Annotated in this window: 9 protein-coding genes; 2 read left to right on the forward strand and 7 right to left on the reverse strand. The window is 68.6% G+C overall.

What is annotated here, in order from left to right; translation table 11 throughout:
* A partial coding sequence (locus IQ216_RS11125) for a penicillin-binding transpeptidase domain-containing protein (RefSeq protein WP_255510606.1) occupies positions 1 to 273 on the forward strand: 273 nt, incomplete at its 5' end.
* A gap of 29 nt (positions 274 to 302) precedes the next feature.
* On the opposite strand, the gene IQ216_RS11130 is transcribed toward IQ216_RS11125, so the two are convergent.
* From IQ216_RS11130 to IQ216_RS11145, 4 genes are all read right to left on the reverse strand, one after another.
* A complete protein-coding gene (locus tag IQ216_RS11130; protein ID WP_193815517.1) occupies positions 303 to 1,451 on the reverse strand; it encodes a glycosyltransferase family 1 protein in 1,149 nt (382 codons plus the stop codon).
* A gap of 61 nt (positions 1,452 to 1,512) precedes the next feature.
* Positions 1,513 to 2,706 carry an NAD-dependent epimerase/dehydratase family protein gene (locus IQ216_RS11135; RefSeq protein WP_193815518.1) on the reverse strand — a complete coding sequence of 398 codons (1,194 nt, stop codon included), beginning with the start codon at positions 2,704 to 2,706 and terminating at the stop codon, positions 1,513 to 1,515.
* 87 nt (positions 2,707 to 2,793) lie between these two features.
* Complete coding sequence (gene psb34 / locus IQ216_RS11140) at positions 2,794 to 2,964, reverse strand: photosystem II assembly protein Psb34 (RefSeq protein WP_186697949.1); 171 nt, start codon at positions 2,962 to 2,964, stop codon at positions 2,794 to 2,796.
* Positions 2,965 to 3,071: 107 nt separating this feature from the next.
* On the reverse strand, positions 3,072 to 3,932 hold the full coding sequence (locus tag IQ216_RS11145) for a thiazole synthase (protein WP_370561615.1): 861 nt from the start codon (positions 3,930 to 3,932) through the stop codon (positions 3,072 to 3,074).
* A gap of 59 nt (positions 3,933 to 3,991) precedes the next feature.
* Here IQ216_RS11145 and IQ216_RS11150 point away from each other — a divergent pair, with 59 nt between their 5' ends.
* Entirely contained in the window at positions 3,992 to 4,594 is a 603-nt protein-coding gene (locus IQ216_RS11150) for a hypothetical protein (RefSeq protein WP_370566715.1), read from the forward strand.
* A gap of 12 nt (positions 4,595 to 4,606) precedes the next feature.
* Here IQ216_RS11150 and IQ216_RS11155 read toward each other — a convergent pair whose 3' ends face one another.
* Genes IQ216_RS11155 through rpmI form a run of 3 tightly spaced genes read right to left on the reverse strand, consistent with a single transcriptional unit; the run spans position 4,607 to position 5,792 of the window.
* Positions 4,607 to 5,155 (reverse strand): tetratricopeptide repeat protein, encoded by a 549-nt coding sequence (locus IQ216_RS11155; RefSeq protein ID WP_193815519.1) that lies wholly within the window; start codon positions 5,153 to 5,155, stop codon positions 4,607 to 4,609.
* Between the two features lie 40 nt (positions 5,156 to 5,195).
* Positions 5,196 to 5,543 carry a 50S ribosomal protein L20 gene (rplT, locus tag IQ216_RS11160; protein WP_186697953.1) on the reverse strand — a complete coding sequence of 116 codons (348 nt, stop codon included), beginning with the start codon at positions 5,541 to 5,543 and terminating at the stop codon, positions 5,196 to 5,198.
* Positions 5,544 to 5,594: 51 nt separating this feature from the next.
* Positions 5,595 to 5,792, reverse strand: coding sequence for a 50S ribosomal protein L35 (rpmI, locus tag IQ216_RS11165; protein WP_186697954.1), 198 nt, complete (start codon positions 5,790 to 5,792; stop codon positions 5,595 to 5,597).
* Positions 5,793 to 5,795 lie beyond the last annotated feature (3 nt).

Here is a 5,795-nt window from a genome sequence, read left to right on the forward strand (position 1 = left end):
CTGCAGAAGGGTCTGCGCATGGTGGTCACCGAGGGCACGGCGCGGCTGCTCAACGATCCGAGCCTGCCGCCGGTGGCCGGCAAGACCGGCACCGGTGAGGATCCCCCCCGCCCCGACCACGCCTGGTTCGGTGGCTATGCGCCAGCCGACAAGCCCAGCCTGGTGATCGTGGCCTTCGGCGAGAACTCCGGGGGCTACGGCGGCACGGTGGCGGCACCGATGGTCAAGGCCCTGATGACCACCTGGTTCAGCGGCGGCGCCCGGCCCGACTGAGCCCGTGCCGGCTCAGGTTGCGCAACTGTTCAGGCCACCAGCTGCAGCTGGGGCCGCTCCAGCAGGCGGCAGTAGAAGCCGCGCAGCTGCTGGGTGGCGGAGGCCCAGCCCCAGCGCTCGGCCTCGCTGCGGGCGGCCTGGCGCAGCAGCTGGCGCTCGCCTGGATCCCCCAGCAGCCGCCCCACCGCCGCCGCCAGACTCGCGGCGCCGCCGTCGACGCCATCGGGCTCATAGAGGCAGCCGTTGACGCCATCGCTGACGATGTCCGGAATGCCGCCACGGTTGGCCCCCACCACCGGGCAACCGGCCGCCATGGCCTCCAGCAACACCAGGCCCAGGGTTTCGGTGCTGCTCGGGAACACGAAGGCATCGCCGCTGGCATAGGCGCTGGCCAGGGGCGCGCCTGTCAGGTAGCCCACGAAGGTGGTGGCGGTGCCGGCGAACACCTTCTCCAGGGCCTGGCGGTGGGGACCATCCCCCACCAGGGCCAGGCTGGCCTCAGGTATGGCCTCAAGCACCGGCCGGATGCGCTCGATCTGTTTTTCGGCGGAGAGGCGGCCGATGTAGAGCAGCAGCTTGCCGGTGTCGCTGTGGCCGCCCAGCAATTGCTCCCGCGTAAYCTGGTTGCGCAGTTCAGGGCGGAACAGTTCGGTGTCCACGCCGCGCTGCCAGAGGTCGGTGTGCTGGATGCCCTTCTCGCTCAGCTCCTGCACCATGGCGCTGGAGGTGCAGAGGTTGAGGCTGGCCTGGTTGTGGGCGGCCTTGAGCAGTTCCCACAGCAGCGGCTCCAGCATGCCCATGCCGTAGTGCTCCAGATACTTGGGCAGGTGGGTGTGGTAGCTGGCGATCAGGGGATAGCCCTTGGTCTTCGCCAGCCAGATGCCGCCCAGGCCGAGCACGGCCGGGTTCACCACATGCACCAGATCGGGCTGGAACTCCTCGAGGGCCTCCGCCACGGCGGGGCGGGGCAGGGCCAGCTTCAGCTCCGGATAGAGGGGCAGCGGCATGGCCGGCACCCCCACCACCCGCGCACCCATGTACTCGGCCGGAGCGCCCTCCGGGCAGAAGATCAGCACCTCATCTCCCAGGTCCACCAGGTGCTGCACCGTCTTGGTCAGGCGGGTCACAATCCCGTCGACCTTGGGCAGGAAGGTCTCGGTGAAGAAGGCGATCTTCAAGGCTCGGGTGCCGCAGGGGGGGGAGAGCTGGATGCAGGCGGTGTCGATCAGGTCGCCCGGATCAAGCCGTCTGGATGGCCTGGGCCTGGGTGGTGGTCCAGGCCGACACGCAGGGGATCCGACTGCGGTCGCAGCGATCAGCCCAGCGGCGGGCCACATCCACCACTTCGGCCATCAGACCGTCGTCGAGGGTGGTGGGGTTGAGGCCCAGCTCGATGAAGCAGCGGTTGTCCACGATCAGGTCGTTCTCCACGGCCTCATTGCGGGGGTTGGGCAGGTAGGTGATCTCGGCGTTGGTGAGGGACGACACCTTGCGGGCCAGTTCGCCCACCTGGTGGCTCTCGGTCATCTGGTTGAAGATCTTCACCTTCTCGCCATGGGCGGGGGGGTGCTCCAGGGCCAGCTGCACACAGCGCACGGAGTCGCGGATGTGGATGAAGGCGCGGGTCTGGCCGCCGGTGCCATGCACCGTGAGCGGGTAGTCGATGGCGGCCTGCATCAGGAAGCGGTTCAGCACCGTGCCGTAGTCGCCGTCGTAGTCGAAACGATTGGTGAGGCGGGGATCCCTTTCGGTGAGCTCCGTGTTGGTGCCCCAGACGATGCCCTGGTGCAGATCAGTGATGCGGATCTGGTCGTTTTTGTTGTAGTAGAGGAACAACAACTGATCCAGAGTCTTGGTCATGTGATACACACTGCCGGGGCTGGCAGGGTGCAGGATCTTCTCGGTGAAGCGGCTGCCATCCGGCTGGGGCACCTCCACCGTGAGGTAGCCCTCGGGAATCGTGGCGCCGCGGTGGGAGCCGTAGCCGTACACCCCCATCGTGCCCAGGTGCACGATGTGAATGTCGAGGCCGCTCTCCACGATCGCGGCCAGCAGGTTGTGGGTGCCGTTGACGTTGTTGTCCACGGTGTAGCGCTTGGTGGCGCTGGACTTCATCGAGTAGGGGGCCGCCCTCTGCTCGGCGAAGTGCACCACGGCCGTGGGCCGCTCGTCGCGCAGCAGATCCAGCAGGCGGGTGTACTCCTGGGCGATGTCCATCCGCACGAAGCGGATCGCCCGGCCCCCCACCTGCTCCCAGGCCCGCAGGCGCTCGCTGATGGTGGCGATCGGCGTCAGCGACTCGACCTCCAGGTCGACGTCGATCTTGCGCCGGCTCAGGTTGTCGACGATCACCACATCGTGGCCGGCATCCGCCAGGTTGACCGCACAGGGCCAGCCGCAGAAGCCATCGCCGCCGAGAACGAACACCTTCATTCCGAAACCTTCATTCCGAAAACCCCAGACCCCTGCAGGACGAGCTGTCGCTCATCGGGGCAAGCTACTACAGGCGTTCCGGCGCTCTCAGCCGCTGATCCCCACGGCCACCACCACCAGGGCCAGCACCAGAACGGCGCCACCGATCAGCAGCAACCGCGACTGGCTGCTGCTGCGCTCGCCCTCCTCCATCACCACCATGCGGGGCTCCCGGGCGAAGGCGTTGAGCTTGCCGCCGTCTTCTTCGGTGACCTGCATGGACCAGGGCTCTAGGAGGGCTCACCTTATGGAGAGATGTCCGGGCTGTCAGGCCGCCGCGGCCAGAACGTCAACGGAAGTTCATGCGGTGCCCGGCGGAAGGGCGATCAGCTGCCCACGCGCCCCTGGCCGGGGGAGCTGGGGCTGGCCTGGGGGCGTCGCGGCAGCCGTCCGGCCTGGAAGGCCAGGCGGCCGGCCTGGCAGGCCTGGGCCATGGCCTGGGCCATCAGGGGCGGGTTGCCGGCCAGGGCGATGGCGCTGTTGATCAGCAGGGCGTCAGCTCCCATCTCCATGGCCTCGGCCGCCTCGCTGGGCACACCAATGCCCGCGTCCACCACCACCGGCACGCTGGCGTTCTCGATGATCAGGGCGATGTTGGCGCCATTGCGGATGCCCTGGCCGGAGCCGATCGGTGAGGCCAGCGGCATCACCGTGGCGCAGCCCACCTCCTCCAGCCGCTTGGCCAGCAGCGGGTCGGCATTGATGTAGGGCAGCACCGTGAAGCCCTCCTTCACCAGTTGCTCCGCCGCCTCCAGGGTGCCGAATGGATCGGGCAGCAGGTGGCGGCTGTCGGGGATCACCTCCAGCTTCACGAAGCTGTTGTCCTCCTGCCCCGCCAGCTTGGCCAGCTCCCGCCCCAGCCTGGCCACCCGCACCGCTTCCTCGGCGGTGGCGCAGCCGGCGGTGTTCGGCAGCATCCAGATGCGCTGCCAGTCGATCGCCTGCATCAGGCCGCCGTGGCCCGGAGCGCCGCTCTGCACCCGGCGCACCGCCACGGTGACGATGGCGCAGTCGCTGCGCTCCAGGCTGGCCTGCATGGTGGCGAGATCGGCGTACTTGCCCGTGCCGGTCATCAGCCGGCTGCGGAAACGGCGTCCGCCGATCAGCAGGTCGTCGCTGCCGGCGGCAGGGGCCTCGCCGGCGGCGGCGCTGCTGGAGAGGGGGATCCCGGTTGGGTTGGGCACCACGATGGCTTCCGGCGCATGGCTCACAATGGCTCTAGCCTCCCATCAACTCCGGCCCTGCCGTGCTTCGAACGCTCCTGCTCACGGTTCTGCCCCTCGCCGCGCTGCCGCTGGCCGCTCTGCCCCTCACACCCGCGCCAGCGGCGGCGCAGTTCCTGGGCGCTGACAGCTTTCTTCCCTTCAGCCTCCCCGCCGAATTCGGCGTCCCTGCCGCCGACCAGCGCGACTCCAGCGTCGAGACCTTCGATCCCGTCGGTCGTGCCGAGCTGCTGGTGCGCGAGATCCCGCGGTCCTGGGTGGGCTCCTACCAGGCCTTCGGCGGCAGTGAGGTCGTGCCTGCCAGCCTCAGCCTCTCCGAGCTGAGAGCGGTGGGTCAGATCGTCGATCTGCGCGGCACCATGACCATCAACGGCGCCTCGACGGCGGTGCAGGGCAACCTCAATGCCGAGTCCGACCAGCTCGATCTGATCCTGCTCTGCCGCTGCAATGTGGGCGGCCTGGAGATGGGCGGCATGTTCTCGGGTCAGCAGGGGCTCGCCCTTGTCGGCTGGAATGCCCCGCGGCTCACCAATTCCGGCGGACGCCTGGAGCTGCAGCCCCAGTCTCAGCCCGTCAGCGCCCCAGGGGGGCCGGCGCCGATCGCGCCCGTGCGCGGGCTCTGGTGAGGCTGGCGGCCTTCAGGCCGCCTTCCCCTGGGTGCGCTCCAGCCTGTTCAGGCGCTTGAGGGCCGTGCGGTTGCCGCTGTCGAGTTCGAGCACCTTCTGATAGGTGGCGCGGGCCTGCTCGGGGTCCTGCTCCTTCTCCAGGGCGTAGGCGAGGTTGTTGAGGGCCACGGGATAGTCAGGCTTGGCCTTGAGGGCAGCCCGGTAGTGCTTGAGGGCCGTCTTGTAATTCTTCTGGGCCGCCAGCGCGAAGCCCAGGGCGTTCTCGATCAGGGCCAGGGCCTCCGCCGGGGCCTCTTCCGCCGTGGCCAGCTGGCGGGCCTCGCTGAGGCTCTCCACCGCCTGGCCGAACAGGCGCTTGCGCAGTTGCACGGAGCCCAGCTCATAGAGGCTGGCGGCATCCCTGGCCTCCGTCTGGTCACCTTGACCACCCTGGCGCTCGAGGCGCGCCAGGGTGACCTCGTCCTGGCGCACCTTCCAGATCTGGCGCGCCACCACCACGGCAGCACCGCCGAGCAAGACGACCAGGCCGATCAGATAGGCCTGGGGAAGCAGGTTTTCCAAGGGGCGCCGGGGCTGGGAGGAGGGATCGGGTGGTCGGCGATCAGGCCTTGGCGGAGCCGACGACGCTGCTGAAGCTGGTGGGGTCGACCACGGCCAGCTGGGCCAGCATCTTGCGGTTCAGGCGCACATCCGCCTTCTTGAGGCCGCCCATCAGACGGCTGTAGCTGACGCCGTTGATCCTCGCCGCGGCGTTGATGCGAGCGATCCAGAGCCGACGGAAATCGCGCTTGCGGCGGCGACGGTCGCGGTAGGCATTGCAGAGGGCCTTCATCACCCGCTGGTTGGCGGTGCGGAAGAGGGAACCATTGCCGCCGCGGAAGCCGCGGGCCAATCTCAGAACTTTATTGCGGCGTTTACGGGCAACGTTGCCCCTCTTGACGCGGGCCATGGCAGGGAATCAGGTGGAGATGAAGGGAAGGCGTAGCGGTGGCCGGTGCCCTCAGGCGTAGGGCAGCATGCCCTTGACGTTGTCGGCGTCGCGCTCGTCGACGACGGCCATCGTCCCCAGGTAGCGCTTGCGCTTGGGGCTCTTGTGATCGAGCAGGTGGTTGTGGAAGGCCCGGCGACGCATGAACTTGCCGGTGCCGGTGGCCTTGAACCGCTTGGCGGCTGCTCTGCGGGTCTTGAGCTTGGGCATGTC

It is taken from the genome of Cyanobium sp. LEGE 06143 (assembly GCF_015207535.1).
In the GTDB taxonomy this organism is placed as follows: Bacteria; Cyanobacteriota; Cyanobacteriia; order PCC-6307; family Cyanobiaceae; genus NIES-981.

Excerpts from the sequence above, each read along its gene's own strand:
- IQ216_RS11135 (WP_193815518.1), bottom strand. The coding sequence starts at position 2,706 with ATGAAGGTGTTCGTTCTCGGCGGCGATGGCTTCTGCGGCTGGCCCTGT.
- psb34 (WP_186697949.1), bottom strand. The coding sequence starts at position 2,964 with ATGCAGGTCACCGAAGAAGACGGCGGCAAGCTCAACGCCTTCGCCCGG.
- rplT (WP_186697953.1), bottom strand. The coding sequence starts at position 5,543 with ATGGCCCGCGTCAAGAGGGGCAACGTTGCCCGTAAACGCCGCAATAAA.
- rpmI (WP_186697954.1), bottom strand. The coding sequence starts at position 5,792 with ATGCCCAAGCTCAAGACCCGCAGAGCAGCCGCCAAGCGGTTCAAGGCC.